The organism is Marichromatium sp. AB31 (assembly GCF_003718685.1).
In the GTDB taxonomy this organism is placed as follows: Bacteria; Pseudomonadota; Gammaproteobacteria; order Chromatiales; family Chromatiaceae; genus Marichromatium; species Marichromatium gracile.
Map to the genome: position 1 here is coordinate 18,986 of NZ_RHFI01000025.1, position 13,477 is coordinate 32,462.

The window sequence follows — 13,477 nt, forward strand, 5'->3', positions numbered from 1 at the left end:
ACGCCTTACCGATGCTGATCAACGACCTCGACCGCGCTGGCGGTTACTGGGGCTCTGTCTACGTCTTCACCGCCGTCAAGGGCCTGCAGGTGATCATCGACGGCCCGGTGGGCTGCGAGAACCTGCCGGTGACGGCGGTGCTGCACTACACCGATGGTCTGCCGCCGCACGAGTTGCCGGTGGCGGTGACCGGGCTGGGTGAGGAGGAGCTGGGACAGGAGGGCACCGAGCAGGCGATGCGCCGGGCCTTCGAGAGCCTCGATCCGAAGCTGCCGACGGTGGTGGTGACCGGCTCGATCGCCGAGATGATCGGCGGCGGCGTGACCCCCGAAGGCACCAACATCCAGCGCTTCCTGCCGCGCACCATCGACGAGGACCAGTGGCAGAGCGCCAACCGCGCGATGTACTGGCTGTGGACCCAGTACGGGCCGAAGAAGGGCAAGGCGGTCAAGCGCCGCGAGCGCGGCCCCGACGAGCGCCCGAAGGTGAACATCATCGGTCCGATGTATGGCACCTTCAACATGCCTTCGGATCTGGCCGAGATCCAGCGCTTGATCGAGGGCATCGGCGCCGAGGTCAACCTGACCTTCCCGCTCGGCTGCGAGCTCTCGGAGATCCCCAGGCTTGCCGACGCCGACGTCAACGTGTGCATGTACCGCGAGAGCGGTCGGGCGCTGTGCGAGGCGCTCGAGCGGCCCTATCTGCAGGCGCCGATCGGGTTGCACAGCACCACCAAGTTCCTGCGCACCCTCGGCGAGCTGCTCGGGCTCGACCCCGAGCCCTTCATCGAGCGCGAGAAGCACACCACGATCAAGCCGATCTGGGACCTGTGGCGCTCGGTCACCCAGGACTTCTTCACCACCGCGAGCTTCGGTGTCGCGGCCAGCGAGACCTATAGTCGCGGGCTGCGCCACTTCCTCGAGGACGAGCTGGGATTGCCCTGCAACTTCGCCTTCTCGCGGTGCGCCGGGGTGAAGATCGACAACGACGCGATCCGCACCGCGGTGCAGGAGAAGACGCCGCTGATCGTCTTCGGCAGCTACAACGAGCGGATGTATCTCGCCGAGATCGGCGCTCGCGCGACCTATATCCCGGCCTCCTTCCCGGGCACGGTGATCCGGCGTCATACCGGCACCCCCTTCATGGGCTACGCCGGGGCGACCTATCTGGTCCAGGAGGTGTGCAACGCGCTGTTCGACGCCTTGTTCAACATCCTGCCGTTGGGCAGCGATCTCGATCGCGTCGATCCTACTCCGGCGCGAATGCATCGCGAGCTGCCCTGGGCGGAAGAGGCGCGGGCGCTGTTCGACCGGATCGTCGAGGCGCAGCCGGTGCTGGTGCGGATCTCGGCGGCCAAGCGGTTGCGCGACGCTGCCGAGCGCGCTGCCCGGACCGCGGGTCTAGAGCAGGTCGGTGTCGCCCAGGTGGAGCAGTCGCGCGGCGCCGTCTCCGGCGCCTGAGGCCGCTGCTGAGGGTGTCGTCCGGGCGGCCTGAGGCGGCCCGGACGGTGCCTGTCGGCACTCTCTCATCACCCTTCCGTGCCCGCCTTCCCGGTGGGCGCTGTCGTGCCAGCGGCCTTCCTCACACCGCTTTGCGCGTCGCTATCCGGCAGCCTTCAGGCCCCATTGGGAAGGAATCCTGATCCGGGGCAGGGCTGGGTCAAAATCCGGTGTAAATGTAGATTGACATCTCTGCCAGTCAAGCTAGACTGACACCCAAAATCCAGCCAGCCCGTAGGGCCATCGTGTTTCGAGCCCGCGCTGTCGTGAGTCCTCTGTGAACCACGCGAATGACGCTAGCCTCGATCAGCACTCCTGAGTTTGAGAGTGAGCGAGGCCGAGGGTGCGAGCGCACCAGGGGTGGCGGATCGAATTGACGATCTCCCCCGTCGCGGGGCGATCGGCACGATGGGATTTCGCCCGACAGGCATCGGGTGTCTTCTCAGCCGTGGCAGACACTCTCACGGCACCCCTCGCCGCACGGGGCAAGTGCGGCGTAACTGAGGTTTAGCTCCAAATTCGGAGGATTTATCCAATGGCTGACAACACCAGCGTGACCGGTCTGACCGAGCAGGAAGCACAGGAGTTCCACGGCATCTTCGTGCAGAGCATGACTGCCTTCTTCGGCATCGTGGTCGTCGCGCACATCCTCGCTTGGCTGTGGCGCCCCTGGCTGTAATCCGAGCGTAGGTGCACAGGCGCCCATCGGGGCCGCCTGGGCAGCAAGTGCTGCACGACCTTTACGATTTCTTTAGGAGAATTAGTTATGTTCCCGACCGAAGCCCTGTGGAAGATCTGGATGCTCATCGATCCGCGTCGCATCCTCATCGCCCTCTTCGCCTTCCTGATCGTGCTGGGTCTCGCCATCCACATGATTCTGCTGAGCACCGCCGAGTTCAACTGGCTCGAAGACGGTGTTCCGGCCTCGTCGGTCCAGCAGGTGACGCCGGTTGTGCCGCAGCACCAATAACGTCCCTGATGGGGGCGGCAGGCGAGGCTCGGCCAAGCTGGTCGGCCCCTCCTACCGCCGACAGTGCTAAGAGGAGGCAGCCGCCTCGGGTGCCTCCCCAGCAGAGGATTTTACGATGGCCATGCTCAGTTTTGAGAGAAAATACCGCGTCCGTGGCGGGACGCTGATAGGGGGAGACCTATTCGACTTCTGGGTGGGGCCGTTCTATGTCGGCTTCTTCGGGGTGACGGGCTTCTTCTTCGCATTGTTGGGCGTGCTCCTGATCGTTTGGGGTGCGACCATCGGTCCTAACGCCGAACTCCAGACCTACAACATTTGGCAGATCAGCATCGCGCCGCCGGACCTGAGCTACGGTCTGGGAATGGCGCCGCTGACCGAGGGCGGGTTGTGGCAAATCATCACAATCTGTGCCACCGGTGCCTTTGTGTCGTGGGCTCTCCGAGAGGTCGAAATCTGCCGTAAGCTCGGCATCGGCTTCCACATCCCCTTTGCATTTGCGTTCGCGATCGGCGCCTATCTGACGCTCGTGGTCGTTCGCCCGGTGCTGATGGGCGCTTGGGGTCACGGTTTCCCCTACGGGATCCTGAGCCACCTCGACTGGGTTTCGAATGTGGGGTATCAGTTCCTGCATTTCCACTACAACCCGGCTCACATGCTCGGCATCACCTTCTTCTTCACCACCTGCTTGGCGCTGTCGATGCACGGCTCGCTGATCCTGTCGGTGACCAATCCGCAGAAGGGTGAGCCGGTCAAGACCGGCGAGCATGAGAACACCTTCTTCCGTGACCTCGTGGGCTACTCCATTGGCGCACTCGGCATCCACCGTCTGGGCTTGTTCCTGGCGCTGAGCGCCGTCTTCTGGAGCGCGGTGTGTATCGTTATCAGTGGACCCTTCTGGACCCGCGGTTGGCCTGAATGGTGGAACTGGTGGCTTGAGCTTCCGCTCTGGTAGGATCTAGGAGACTACAATGCCTGAATATCAGAACATTTTTACGAGCGTGCAAGTGCGCTGCCCGGCCTATCCGGGTGTGCCGCTGCCGAAAGGCAAGCTGCCACGTCTCGGAAAGCCCATTTTCTCCTACTGGCTCGGGAAGATCGGTGACGCTCAGTTCGGTCCCATCTACCTCGGCTTCACCGGTACCCTCTCGCTGATCTTCGGTTTCGTCGCGATTCTGATCATCGGCCTGAACATGATGGCGACGGTCGATTGGAATCCGATCGAGTTCGTCAGGAACTTCTTCTGGCTCGCGCTCGAGCCGCCGGCACCGCAGTACGGACTGAGCATTCCGCCGCTCACCGAGGGTGGTTGGTGGCTGATGGCCGGCTTCTTCCTGACGGCCTCGATCCTGCTGTGGTGGGTGCGCACCTACAAGCGCGCGGCCGACCTCGGCATGAGCCAGTATCTGTCCTGGGCGTTCGCCGCAGCCATCTTCTTCTATCTGAGCCTGGGCTTCATCCGCCCGATCATGATGGGGAGCTGGGCCGAGGCGGTGCCGTTCGGCATCTTCCCGCACCTCGACTGGACGGCTGCCTTCTCGATTCGCTACGGCAATCTTTACTACAACCCGTTCCACATGCTCTCGATCGCCTTCCTCTATGGTTCGGCGCTGCTCTTCGCCATGCATGGTGCAACCATCCTGGCCGTGAGCCGCTTCGGTGGCGACCGTGAGATCGATCAGGTGGTGGATCGTGGTACTGCTGCAGAGCGTGCGGCGCTGTTCTGGCGCTGGACCATGGGCTTCAACGCGACCATGGAGTCGATCCACCGCTGGGCCTGGTGGTGCGCGGTCCTGACCGTGATCACGGCTGGCATCGGCATCCTGCTGACCGGCACCGTTGTCGACAACTGGTACCTCTGGGCGGTCAAGCACGGCGTTGCGCCGAGCTATCCGATCGAAACCACCGTGCAAGACCCATTGATGCTGCAGGGGGTGTCGCAATGAATATTGGCAAGCATGCATCCATCCCAGCGGTAGCACTCGTTGCTTCGGTGGTGCTCCTCGGGTGTGAGCGTCCGCCACCAGAAGTCGAGCAGGGCGGCTACCGCGGTCTGGCGATGGAGCACGTCAAGAACCCCCGTCTGCTCGAGGCCAGCTTCCGGGAGAACGTGCCGCCGGAGGTGATCCCGGCCGCGGCACCCGGTGGTCCGATGGCGACCGACATCTACCAGAATGTCCAGGTCCTCGACGACCTCACCATGGCCGAGTTCACTCGCACCATGGTCGCCGTGACCATGTGGGTCTCGCCCGAGGAAGGCTGTAACTACTGCCACGTCCCCGGTGACTTCGCCTCCGACGACATCTACACCAAGGTGGTGTCGCGGCGGATGTTCGAGATGACCCGTCAGGCCAACGGCGCGTGGAAGGATCACGTGGCCGACACCGGTGTGACCTGCTACACCTGTCACCGCGGCAACCCGGTGCCGGAGTATGTCTGGACCACCGATCCGGGTCCGGACCACCCGTCCGGTGTGGTGCCGACCGGGCAGAACGCCGCTGGCATGGTGACCGCGGCCTACTCGTCGCTGCCGTTCGATCCGATGACCCCGTTCCTCGACAACGACAACGAGATCCGCGTCATCGGCAACACCGCGCTGCCCTCGGGTAACACCAACTCGATCAAGCAGGCCGAGTGGACCTATGGTCTGATGATGCACATCTCGGAAGCGCTGGGCGTGAACTGCACCTACTGTCACAACAGCCGGTCGTTCTTCGCCTGGGATCAGAGTACGCCCAAGCGGACCACCGCCTGGTACGCGATCCGCCATGTGCGTGAGATGAACCAGGACTACCTGTGGCCGCTCAACGAGGTGCTGCCCGAGTCGCGCAAGGGGCCCTATGGCGACCCCTTCCGCGTCAGCTGCAAGACCTGCCACCAGGGCGCCTACAAGCCGCTCTATGGTGCGAAGATGCTGAAGGACTATCCGGGCCTCATGGGTCGTCAGACCGAGGCAGCGGAGGCCGAGCAGGAGGCTGCTCCGGCCGAGGCGGATACTCAGCAGCTGTAACGGGCGAACTCGGACTTCGCTCGTGATCTGGGCAAGGACGCCCTAGACGGCGCCGGAGGCATCCGCCCCGGCGGCGCCCAAGCCGAGGGGACCGTGCCACGGCACGCCCCCCCCGGGGACGCAACACCGGCGAAGTCGATCGCCTAAGGTGACGATCGAGAGGAAGGCATTCAATGGCTCAGGAAAACCGCTCGATGTCTGGACTGACCGAAGACGAAGCCAGGGAATTTCACGGCATCTTCGTGTCCAGTTTCGTCGCGTTCACGGGGATCGTTGTCGTTGCACACATCCTCGTGTGGTTGTGGCGTCCCTGGCTGTAACGGCCAAGGGTCTTTTGGTCGATGACCGCTCGGGTGGCCGTCAGCTCGGTAACACCCACTCTGTATGAAACTGGAGAGAACCATGCATAAGATTTGGCAGATCTTTGATCCGCGCAGAACCCTGGTCGCCCTGTTCGGGTTCCTGTTCGTGCTGGCACTGCTGATCCACTTCATCCTGCTCAGCAGCCCGGCCTTCAACTGGCTCGGCGGTGCTGCTTAAGTCCGAGTCCCGGGCAACGGCTGCGTCCCCGGGTCAGGCCTCGGCCGCCCATGGACGCACCGAATCATTCCCCGCCGCGGGGTAGATCGCGGTAACGGCCTAATCGGCCTAACATGAAAAGTGAGGGTAATTCCATGGCTGATGAGAAAAGCATGACCGGGCTGACCGAGGAAGAGGCGAAGGAGTTTCACGGCATCTTCGTGCAGAGCATGACCACTTTCTTCGGCATCGTGGTCGTGGCTCACATCCTCGCGTGGCTGTGGCGTCCCTGGCTGTAATCAGCCAGACCTCCGCCGCACAGCGGATTTGACGGGAGGCTGGCAGCCTTCGTGTGCTGCCGCGTCCCGTGCCATGTATGTAGGAGACAACCAATGCACAAGATTTGGCAGACCTTTGATCCGCGCATGACCCTGGTCGCCATGGGTGGGTTCCTGTTCGTGCTCGCGCTGCTGATCCACCTCATCCTGCTCAGCTCCCCGGGCTTTGGCTGGCTGCAAGGTTCGGAGGCTGCTCCGGTGGCTGTCGCAGGAATGTCGGCCATGCCGACGCTCTGAAGCGAAAGCGGCTGGTTGCGGACGCGGGCGAGGAGGGCGAGCAGCCTTCCCGCTCGTGGCCGCTGAGATCGAAGTCATCTTGTTATGCATTTCCATCACGAACGCCTGCCGTTGAGAACGGCCTCCCCGATCGAGATCATCGATATCACTGCCGAGATCCGGCAGGTGTTCGAGAAGAGTTCGGTGCGCGAGGGACAGGTCACCATCCACTCCCCGCACACCACCGCCTTCGTTGCCCTCAACGAGCGCGAGACCATGCTCCAGCAGGACATGCTGGCCTTCCTCTCGCGCCTCGCCCCGAAGAGCGCGGGCTATGGTCACGACCAGGCGCCGATCGACGGTCGCGAGAACGCCCACGCCCATCTCATCGGGCTGTTCATGAACGCCTCCGAGACCATCCCCGTGCACCACGGCGAGCTGTTGCTCGGTCGCTGGCAGTCGATCTTCTTCGTCGAACTCGACGGACCGCGCGAGTCGCGCACCCTCAACATCCAGATCTCCGGAGTCCGCTGACCCCATGACCCCTGCCGATTGCGAGGGCTTCTTCGCCACGCTCGACGAGCTGGTGGCCGACGACTACATCCTGCTCGACTACTACCTCGAGTGCAGCGGCGATCCGCGCGAGGCGGTCGCGCACTTCTGCGCCGAGCAATCCACCGCGCAGTGGCGTCGTGTCGGCAGCGACGAGGACCTGCGCCCGCGCTTCGGTGCGCGCGCCGTCGAACTCGAGGTGCTGGAACAGGACCGCCCGGGCTTCAGCTATGGCGTCGAGCCCGAGGTCACCGAGGGCGTCTCCGCCTGCCGGGTGCGCATCGCCCATCCCCATCGCAACTTCGGCCCGCGCATTCCCAACCTGCTGAGCGCGGTGTGCGGCGAGGGCACCTTCTTCTCGCCCGGCGCGCCGGTGGTCAAGCTGCTCGACATCCACTTTCCGGCGGCCTATCTGGCCCAGTTCCCCGGTCCCAAGTTCGGCGTCCAGGGGCTGCGCGAGCAGCTCCAGGCCTATGATCGGCCGATCTTCTTCGGTGTCATCAAGCCCAACATCGGTCTGCCGCCCGAGGCCTTCAGCGAACTCGGCTACCAGGGCTGGCTCGGAGGGCTCGACATCGCCAAGGACGACGAGATGCTCGCCGACACCGACTGGTGTCCGCTCGAGCGTCGCGCCGAGCTGCTCGGCGCCGCGCGGCGTCGCGCCGAGGCCGAGACCGGCACCCCCAAGATCTATCTCGCCAATGTCACCGACGAGGTCGAGAACCTGATCGAGCTGCACGATCGTGCCGTTGCCCGCGGCGCCAACGCGCTGCTGGTCAACGCCATGCCGGTGGGCCTGAGCGCGGTGCGCATGCTGCGTGAGCACACCCAGGTGCCGCTGGTCGCCCACTTCCCCTTCATCGCGCCCTTCAGTCGCATGGAGCGCTTCGGCATCCACTCGCGGGTGTTTGCCAAGCTGCAGCGTCTGGCCGGGTTCGATGTCGTCATCATGCCCGGCTTCGGCTCGCGCATGTTCACCTCCGACGACGAGGTGCGCGCCAACGCCGCCGCCTGTCTCGAGCCCATGGGCGAGCTGCTGCCCAGCCTGCCGGTCCCCGGGGGCAGCGACAACGCCCTCACCCTCGGCGGCGTCCACGAGAAGCTCGGTACCGTCGACTTCGGCTTCGTGCCGGGGCGGGGCGTGTTCGGCCATCCGCATGGCCCGCGCGGTGGTGCGGCGAGCATTCGTCAGGCCTGGGAGGCGATCGCCCGGGGCGTTCCCCTGCTAGACTATGCCGCCGAGCACGTCGAGCTGCGCGCGGCCATCGACGCCTTCGGGACGCGCTGAGTCGTCGGCGTCCCGATCCGACCCTGAATCCGAACGACGTCTCCCGCACCTCGTCGCGCGCCTGGTGGGGCGGGAGCGTGCTGGAGGTGAGACCTTGACCGCCCAAGTCCTTCCGCCCCTGAACGCCGCCGAACTCGAGCAGGTCGCCCGACGCGATGCCAGCGAGCAGCTGATCGTCGTCGATCGAGAGGATCGCGAGATCGGTCCGGCCGGCAAGCTGGAGGTGCACGTCGACGGCCGACTCCATCGCGCCTTCTCGATCCTGGTGTTCAACACCCGTGGCGAGCTGCTGCTGCAGCGCCGCGCCGATGCCAAGTATCACTTCGCCAACCGCTGGTCGAACACCTGCTGCGGTCACCCGCGCCCGGGCGAGACCACGGTCGCCGGTGCCGGCCGCCGGCTCAAGGAAGAATTCGGCTTCCGCGTCCCGCTCACCGAGCGCAACGAGCTGATCTATCGCGCCGAGGATCAGGCCTCGGGCCTGATCGAGCACGAATATCTGCACATCTACCACGGTCACTTCACCGATGACCCGCAGCCCGACCCCTCCGAGGTCGGCGCCTGGCGGTGGATGTCGGTGGCGGCGATCCGTCGCGCCCTGCGCATGCACCCGGAGTGGTTCACCCCCTGGTTTGCGATCCTCGTCGATCGGCTGCTGCCGCCCGAGGACTGATTCCCGTCCTCCGTTGCCCGGCGCGACCTGACTCTGGTCGCGCTTGTTTCGCTGCCTCGTCTCCCCGATGATGATGCGGATGTCGTCAACCGCAACAGCCTCGTGTGAGCGCGAGGCCGGGAACCCGTCCATGTCAGATCAGGATCCGCTGCGCGCGCCCTCGCGCGCGACCCCAGAGACCCACCAGCGTGGCCGCGACAAGCTCGCCCGCATCCCGGTCAAGGTCGCGACCGATGCCCCGGTGCTGCGCAAGCCCGCCTGGATCCGCGCGCGCGCCCCGCTCGGCGCCGAGGTGCGGCGCATCAAGGCGCTGATGCGCGAGCACAAGCTCGCCACCGTGTGCGAGGAGGCGATGTGCCCGAACCTCGGTGAGTGCTTCAACCACGGCACCGCCACCTTCATGATCCTCGGCGATGTCTGCACCCGCCGTTGTCCCTTCTGCGACGTTGCTCACGGTCGTCCCGAGCCGCCCGATCCCGCCGAGCCCGAGCACCTGGCCAGTTCGATCGCGGCGATGGGGCTGCGCTACGTGGTCATCACCTCGGTCGATCGCGATGACCTGCGCGATGGCGGCGCGGCTCACTTCGCCGCCTGCGTGCGCGCGGTGCGCGCCCAGGAGGCGGGAATCCGCGTCGAGGTGCTGGTGCCGGACTTCCGCGGTCGCGAGTCGGTCGCGCTCGAGTGCTTCGTCGACGACGCGGTGCCCGACGTCTTCAACCACAACCTCGAGACCGTGCCCAGGCTCTATCGCGAGGCCCGGCCCGGAGCCGACTATGCCGGCTCGCTGCGACTGCTCGAGGCGTTCAAGGCGCGCCACCCCGATGTGCTCACCAAGTCGGGGCTGATGCTCGGACTCGGCGAGACCCGCGACGAGGTGCTGGAGGTGATGCGCGCGCTGCGCGAGCACGGCTGCGACATGCTCACCCTCGGACAGTATCTGCAGCCCTCGCGCGCGCACCTGCCGGTGCGTCGTTACTGGACCCCGGAGGAGTTCGACGCCCTGCGCGAAGATGGCGAGGCGATGGGCTTTCGCAATGTCGCCAGCGGCGCCATGGTCCGCTCCTCCTATCATGCCGACCTGCAGGCGCCGCTGTGAGTCGCCGCCCCCGGCGCGCATGAGCGTGCTCTACAGCGTACTCAAGAGCCTGCTGATGCCGCCCGGCATCCTGGTGCTGGCGTTGTTGCTGGCCGCGCTGCTGGTTCAGGGCGGGGTGGGGCGGGGGCTGCTGCTGACCGCCACCCTGGCGCTCGCGGCGATGAGCCTGCCGGCCGTCGGCGCCTGGCTGATGGCGCCGCTGGAGCGGCATGCGCCGCTCGCCACCCCCGGTCACCCGATCCCGGCCGATGCCGAGGCGATCCTGGTGCTCAGCGCCGGACGTACGAGCGCGGCCCCGGAGTACGGCGGCGAGAGCGTCGACAGCGCCACCCTGCGTCGTCTGCGCTATGCCGCGCACCTGCAGCGCGCCACCGGTCTGCCGCTCTATGTCAGCGGCGGCAGCCCGCCGCCGGAGGCCCCGCCGATCGCGCGGCTGATGGCCGAGGTGTTGCTCGAGGATTACGGCATCGCCGTCGCCGGGGTCGAGGCGCGGAGCCTCAACACCTGGGAGAACGCCGCCTATTCGGCGCCGCTGCTCGCGCGCGACGGCCATCGACGCATCCTGCTGGTCTCCGATGCCTGGCACCTGAGACGTGCGTTGCGGGTGTTCGAGGAGGTCGGTCTGGCGCCGATCGCCGCGCCCACCGGGTTTCTCCACGACCCCGATCCGGATGACTGGAACTATCGTGACTGGCTGCCCTCGGCGCGCGGCTTCGTGGTCAGCTACTACGCCCTCCACGAGCATCTCGGTTGGCTGTGGTATCGGTTGCGCCGCCTGGTCGCGGGCGCGCCGCGCCCGCTCTCGGGCTGAGTCCGCTCAATCGTCGCGCACGGCCAGCGGCGGTTCGCGGCGGATCATCAGATAGCAGAGACAGTCCTGACGGATCACCACCTCGTTGCGGGTGAGCATCGAGGGCATCGCCGGGCGGCGCAGCAGCAGCTCCTCGCCACTGATCCTGAAGAACTGCGCGCTCAGGTCGCGGCCCTCGGCGTCGTGCACCTCGACACAGAGCCCCTTGCCGGGGCGCACCCGACCGAAGGCCATGCCCGCCGGCAGCTCGCAGAAGTTGAGCCGTTCGAGCGCCGGGTCGAGGACCAGATCGGCCTGCTCGGGCGGGAAACCGAAGTGCACCCCGGGCGGGATGCGGGCGCGGGCGACGGTCTCGAACAGATCGAACTCACGCGCCGCCGGCAGGCGCGCGGGCAGCTCGGTGAGCTGGAGCAGGGCGCCGACGAACTCGCGCGCGTGGTCGACGCCGCCCTGCTCGCCGACCTTGCCGCACTCCAGGGTCACCGCCGGGCAGATGCCGGTGAAGGCCTGTGACTGCACCCCGGTGGGGCTGGTGAAATAGACCAGGGTGCGGGCGAACAGGCTCGCCAGCTGCAGTGTCCGGGGTTCGAGCACGTTGACGCATCCATAGTGCGGGTTGCGCCCGGTGTTGTTGTGCAGGTCGACGCTGGCGAAGGGCGCGCGTGCACGCATGGTCTCGACCACCTGGGCCATCATCAGCTGCTCCGGGCCGTGGTCGGGTGCGGCGCCCGGCCACACCCGGTTGTAGTCCGGTTGTCCGGGCAGCCGCCGGACACCGTGGGCGGCGGCGGCGACATTGCCGATGAACAGGCTCAGCGCACGGGGCAGGCGCAGCGCGCCGTAGCGGGTCAGACGCGCGGCGAGCAGGGCGCGCACCGCCTCCCAGCCGACGGTCTCGTTGCCGTGGAGCAGCACCGAGACGAACAGCGGCGCCCGGCGCTGTCCCGGCAGATGGATCAGGGTCGGGCCGCCGAGCAGGGCCTCGAGTCCGGGCGCCGGGGTCTCGAGCAGTCCCTCCGGCAGGTGGTCGAGCTGTTGCAGCATGGCGATGGTCTCTGCGTCCTCGGGATGGTCGTCCCTGGTTCAGTCGATGCTCCATTGGTGCACCGGGTGACCGGCGCGCTGGCGTGCCAGATAGGCGGCGGTCAACCCGTACATGTCGTGGCCGTGGCGCGCCACCCAGGCGCGTTGCCAGGCCGCGCCGGTGCGTCGCCGGGCGAGACGCTGGGCGATGATGTCGAGCCAGTGTCCGCGTTCGTCCGCGCCCATCCCCAACGCCTCCAGCCCGCGATGGGCGCGCGGCAGCAGGTCGTCGCGGAGGATGGTGGCGACCTGGTGCTCGCGCCCGTCGAGCCAGCGGATGCGCGCGCCGAGCCCGGCGCGGGCGCAGTCGTAGAAACCGGCCATCGCCAGGGGGAAGGGCAGTCGCTGCTCCGGGGGGCGCGGGTCGTGGCTGAGCGCGTGCACCGCACCGAGATAGAGCGCGGTGTTGGCGATGGCGTCTGCAACCGTGGGACCGGCGGGGATCACCCGGTGCTCGATGCGCAGATGCGGGCGGCCGTCGTCGTCGAAGCCGATCAATGGCCGGTTCCAGCGCCAGATGGTGCCGTTGTGCAGGCGCAGGTGGGTGAGCGTCTCGGGTGGCTCGTCGCTGCACTGCGGCAGCAGGACCGGATAACGCGCGAGATTGGCCTCGAAGGTCTCGAGGATCGAGTGCGCGGCATAGCGCTGGCCGAAGTTGACCCGTTCCTGGAGAATCGCGCCGCCGACCGAGACCGCCTGCTCGAACAGCGCGATCCGCGTCTCCTCCCACAGCGCATGACCGAACAGGAAAGGCGAGTTGGCGCTGATCGCCACCAGCGGGCCGCTGAGGATCTTGGAGGCGTTGTAGACCCGGGCGGCGTGCTCGGGGGCGACCTGCAGGTGGATCTGGAAGGAGGTGCCGGCGGCCTCGAGCATGACGTCGTGCCAGTGCAGCTCGAGCGGTTCGTCGCCGTCGATGATCAGCGACAGCGCTCGCCCCTGGCGCAGCGCGAAGATACGGGCGTTGAGCGCGCGATAGCGCGCCAGCGGCGACATCGTCTCGATGTCGAGCTGCTCGGCGTCGATCGTCGGCAGGGTGCCGATGGTGACCACCCGCAGCCCGAGATCCTCGCCCAGCCGTTGGGCGCGCTCGAGTGGCTCGCCGAGCGTCGTGGCGAGCTGCGAGAGGGTCGTCGCGCCGAGTTCGAGCGGGGTGCCGTTGAACTCGATGTTGAACACCGAAAGCTCCGGGACCACCCGGGGGTCGGCGAGCGCGTCGAGCAGCGCCGGGGCGCGCGGGGCCGGGCACATCGCGGTGTCGACCAGCCAGGCCTCGAGTTCGAAGCCGAGCATCGGGGGCGCGCGCGCGATCCGCCCCTCGGCGAACCAGCGCGCGAGCAGCGCGGTCTCCTCGCGCAGCCGGGTGGTGAAGCGCGCGAGATCGGCCTCGCTGAACCGGTCACTGGCGATCTCCTGGCCCATCCG

General features: G+C 66.8%; 17 protein-coding genes. 15 read left to right on the forward strand and 2 right to left on the reverse strand.

Annotation, left to right across the window (positions count from 1 at the left end; all coding sequences use genetic code 11):
• The first annotated feature begins 11 nt into the window (after positions 1-11).
• The 15 genes from bchZ (at position 12) to EBL84_RS14340 (ending at position 10,969) form a co-directional block, all read left to right on the forward strand.
• The gene (gene bchZ, locus EBL84_RS14270) at positions 12-1,460 is read left to right on the forward strand and encodes a chlorophyllide a reductase subunit Z (RefSeq protein ID WP_123141427.1); all 1,449 of its coding nucleotides are present in this window, start codon (positions 12-14) and stop codon (positions 1,458-1,460) included.
• A gap of 574 nt (positions 1,461-2,034) precedes the next feature.
• Entirely contained in the window at positions 2,035-2,178 is a 144-nt protein-coding gene (pufB, locus tag EBL84_RS14275; RefSeq protein ID WP_062272574.1) for a light-harvesting antenna LH1, beta subunit, read from the forward strand.
• Between the two features lie 87 nt (positions 2,179-2,265).
• A complete protein-coding gene (gene pufA, locus EBL84_RS14280) occupies positions 2,266-2,469 on the forward strand; it encodes a light-harvesting antenna LH1, alpha subunit (protein ID WP_123141428.1) in 204 nt (67 codons plus the stop codon).
• A gap of 115 nt (positions 2,470-2,584) precedes the next feature.
• Positions 2,585-3,421 carry a photosynthetic reaction center subunit L gene (pufL, locus tag EBL84_RS14285; protein WP_123141429.1) on the forward strand — a complete coding sequence of 279 codons (837 nt, stop codon included), beginning with the start codon at positions 2,585-2,587 and terminating at the stop codon, positions 3,419-3,421.
• A gap of 16 nt (positions 3,422-3,437) precedes the next feature.
• Positions 3,438-4,412, forward strand: a complete 975-nt coding sequence (gene pufM / locus EBL84_RS14290) for a photosynthetic reaction center subunit M (protein ID WP_123141430.1) — start codon at positions 3,438-3,440, stop codon at positions 4,410-4,412.
• Positions 4,409-5,476, forward strand: a complete 1,068-nt coding sequence (gene pufC / locus EBL84_RS14295; RefSeq protein ID WP_223806133.1) for a photosynthetic reaction center cytochrome PufC — start codon at positions 4,409-4,411, stop codon at positions 5,474-5,476. The genes pufM and pufC overlap by 4 nt, the downstream gene beginning before the upstream one ends.
• Before the next feature lie 173 nt (positions 5,477-5,649).
• Positions 5,650-5,796 carry a light-harvesting antenna LH1, beta subunit gene (gene pufB, locus EBL84_RS14300; protein WP_062272584.1) on the forward strand — a complete coding sequence of 49 codons (147 nt, stop codon included), beginning with the start codon at positions 5,650-5,652 and terminating at the stop codon, positions 5,794-5,796.
• Positions 5,797-5,878: 82 nt separating this feature from the next.
• On the forward strand, positions 5,879-6,016 hold the full coding sequence (pufA, locus tag EBL84_RS14305; RefSeq protein ID WP_082805927.1) for a light-harvesting antenna LH1, alpha subunit: 138 nt from the start codon (positions 5,879-5,881) through the stop codon (positions 6,014-6,016).
• A 134-nt stretch (positions 6,017-6,150) separates the two neighbouring features.
• Positions 6,151-6,294, forward strand: coding sequence for a light-harvesting antenna LH1, beta subunit (gene pufB, locus EBL84_RS14310; RefSeq protein WP_062272586.1), 144 nt, complete (start codon positions 6,151-6,153; stop codon positions 6,292-6,294).
• 93 nt (positions 6,295-6,387) lie between these two features.
• Positions 6,388-6,570 (forward strand): light-harvesting antenna LH1, alpha subunit, encoded by a 183-nt coding sequence (gene pufA, locus EBL84_RS14315; protein ID WP_123141431.1) that lies wholly within the window; start codon positions 6,388-6,390, stop codon positions 6,568-6,570.
• Positions 6,571-6,654: 84 nt separating this feature from the next.
• Entirely contained in the window at positions 6,655-7,083 is a 429-nt protein-coding gene (locus EBL84_RS14320; RefSeq protein WP_123141432.1) for a secondary thiamine-phosphate synthase enzyme YjbQ, read from the forward strand.
• Positions 7,084-7,087: 4 nt separating this feature from the next.
• Positions 7,088-8,389, forward strand: coding sequence for a RuBisCO large subunit C-terminal-like domain-containing protein (locus tag EBL84_RS14325; RefSeq protein ID WP_123141433.1), 1,302 nt, complete (start codon positions 7,088-7,090; stop codon positions 8,387-8,389).
• Between the two features lie 94 nt (positions 8,390-8,483).
• Positions 8,484-9,062 (forward strand): isopentenyl-diphosphate Delta-isomerase, encoded by a 579-nt coding sequence (gene idi / locus EBL84_RS14330; protein ID WP_062272594.1) that lies wholly within the window; start codon positions 8,484-8,486, stop codon positions 9,060-9,062.
• A 130-nt stretch (positions 9,063-9,192) separates the two neighbouring features.
• Positions 9,193-10,158: a lipoyl synthase gene (gene lipA, locus EBL84_RS14335; protein ID WP_062272597.1), complete on the forward strand. Its 966-nt coding sequence runs from the start codon at positions 9,193-9,195 to the stop codon at positions 10,156-10,158.
• The gene (locus EBL84_RS14340) at positions 10,133-10,969 is read left to right on the forward strand and encodes a YdcF family protein (protein ID WP_223807028.1); all 837 of its coding nucleotides are present in this window, start codon (positions 10,133-10,135) and stop codon (positions 10,967-10,969) included. The genes lipA and EBL84_RS14340 overlap by 26 nt, the downstream gene beginning before the upstream one ends.
• A 6-nt stretch (positions 10,970-10,975) precedes the next feature.
• On the opposite strand, the gene EBL84_RS14345 is transcribed toward EBL84_RS14340, so the two are convergent.
• Together EBL84_RS14345 and EBL84_RS14350 are read right to left on the reverse strand one after the other, a co-directional pair.
• A complete protein-coding gene (locus EBL84_RS14345; protein WP_123141435.1) occupies positions 10,976-12,013 on the reverse strand; it encodes a M14 family metallopeptidase in 1,038 nt (345 codons plus the stop codon).
• Between the two features lie 39 nt (positions 12,014-12,052).
• Positions 12,053-13,474 carry a glutamate-cysteine ligase family protein gene (locus tag EBL84_RS14350; protein WP_123141436.1) on the reverse strand — a complete coding sequence of 474 codons (1,422 nt, stop codon included), beginning with the start codon at positions 13,472-13,474 and terminating at the stop codon, positions 12,053-12,055.
• Positions 13,475-13,477 lie beyond the last annotated feature (3 nt).

Coding starts and splice junctions, on each gene's coding strand:
- pufB (WP_062272574.1), top strand. CDS start 2,035: ATGGCTGACAACACCAGCGTGACCGGTCTGACCGAGCAGGAAGCACAG.
- EBL84_RS14340 (WP_223807028.1), top strand. CDS start 10,133: ATGCCGACCTGCAGGCGCCGCTGTGAGTCGCCGCCCCCGGCGCGCATG.
- pufA (WP_123141431.1), top strand. CDS start 6,388: ATGCACAAGATTTGGCAGACCTTTGATCCGCGCATGACCCTGGTCGCC.
- EBL84_RS14350 (WP_123141436.1), bottom strand. CDS start 13,474: ATGGGCCAGGAGATCGCCAGTGACCGGTTCAGCGAGGCCGATCTCGCG.
- EBL84_RS14345 (WP_123141435.1), bottom strand. CDS start 12,013: ATGCTGCAACAGCTCGACCACCTGCCGGAGGGACTGCTCGAGACCCCG.
- EBL84_RS14325 (WP_123141433.1), top strand. CDS start 7,088: ATGACCCCTGCCGATTGCGAGGGCTTCTTCGCCACGCTCGACGAGCTG.
- bchZ (WP_123141427.1), top strand. CDS start 12: ATGCTGATCAACGACCTCGACCGCGCTGGCGGTTACTGGGGCTCTGTC.
- pufL (WP_123141429.1), top strand. CDS start 2,585: ATGGCCATGCTCAGTTTTGAGAGAAAATACCGCGTCCGTGGCGGGACG.
- EBL84_RS14320 (WP_123141432.1), top strand. CDS start 6,655: ATGCATTTCCATCACGAACGCCTGCCGTTGAGAACGGCCTCCCCGATC.
- pufC (WP_223806133.1), top strand. CDS start 4,409: ATGAATATTGGCAAGCATGCATCCATCCCAGCGGTAGCACTCGTTGCT.
- pufB (WP_062272584.1), top strand. CDS start 5,650: ATGGCTCAGGAAAACCGCTCGATGTCTGGACTGACCGAAGACGAAGCC.
- pufA (WP_082805927.1), top strand. CDS start 5,879: ATGCATAAGATTTGGCAGATCTTTGATCCGCGCAGAACCCTGGTCGCC.
- pufA (WP_123141428.1), top strand. CDS start 2,266: ATGTTCCCGACCGAAGCCCTGTGGAAGATCTGGATGCTCATCGATCCG.
- lipA (WP_062272597.1), top strand. CDS start 9,193: ATGTCAGATCAGGATCCGCTGCGCGCGCCCTCGCGCGCGACCCCAGAG.
- pufM (WP_123141430.1), top strand. CDS start 3,438: ATGCCTGAATATCAGAACATTTTTACGAGCGTGCAAGTGCGCTGCCCG.
- pufB (WP_062272586.1), top strand. CDS start 6,151: ATGGCTGATGAGAAAAGCATGACCGGGCTGACCGAGGAAGAGGCGAAG.